2 tRNA genes are annotated in these 256 nt (G+C 57.4%); both read right to left on the minus strand.

Annotation, left to right across the window (positions count from 1 at the left end):
• Positions 1-2: 2 nt before the first annotated feature.
• A tRNA-Glu gene (locus tag AC3A5O_RS28855) sits at positions 3-75 on the minus strand.
• A 105-nt stretch (positions 76-180) separates the two neighbouring features.
• Positions 181-256 (minus strand) — tRNA-Gly (locus tag AC3A5O_RS28860).

The following is a 256-nucleotide window of genomic DNA, read 5'->3' on the forward strand; positions in this document are numbered from 1 at the left end:
GGCGTCCCCTAGGGGACTCGAACCCCTGTTACCGCCGTGAAAGGGCGGTGTCCTAGGCCACTAGACGAAGGGGACACGCTAACTGAAACACATGGTGTGTATTTCAGTGCCCAAATCCGCATCCGAAGATGGCGGCTCTGGCTTCACTCAGCCTTGCCCGAAAGCAACGCTGTTTAAAATTGGAGCGGGAAACGAGACTCGAACTCGCGACCCCGACCTTGGCAAGGTCGTGCTCTACCAACTGAGCTATTCCCGC

The sequence above is a fragment of the Pseudomonas sp. Soil_N_39 genome (assembly GCF_057655955.1).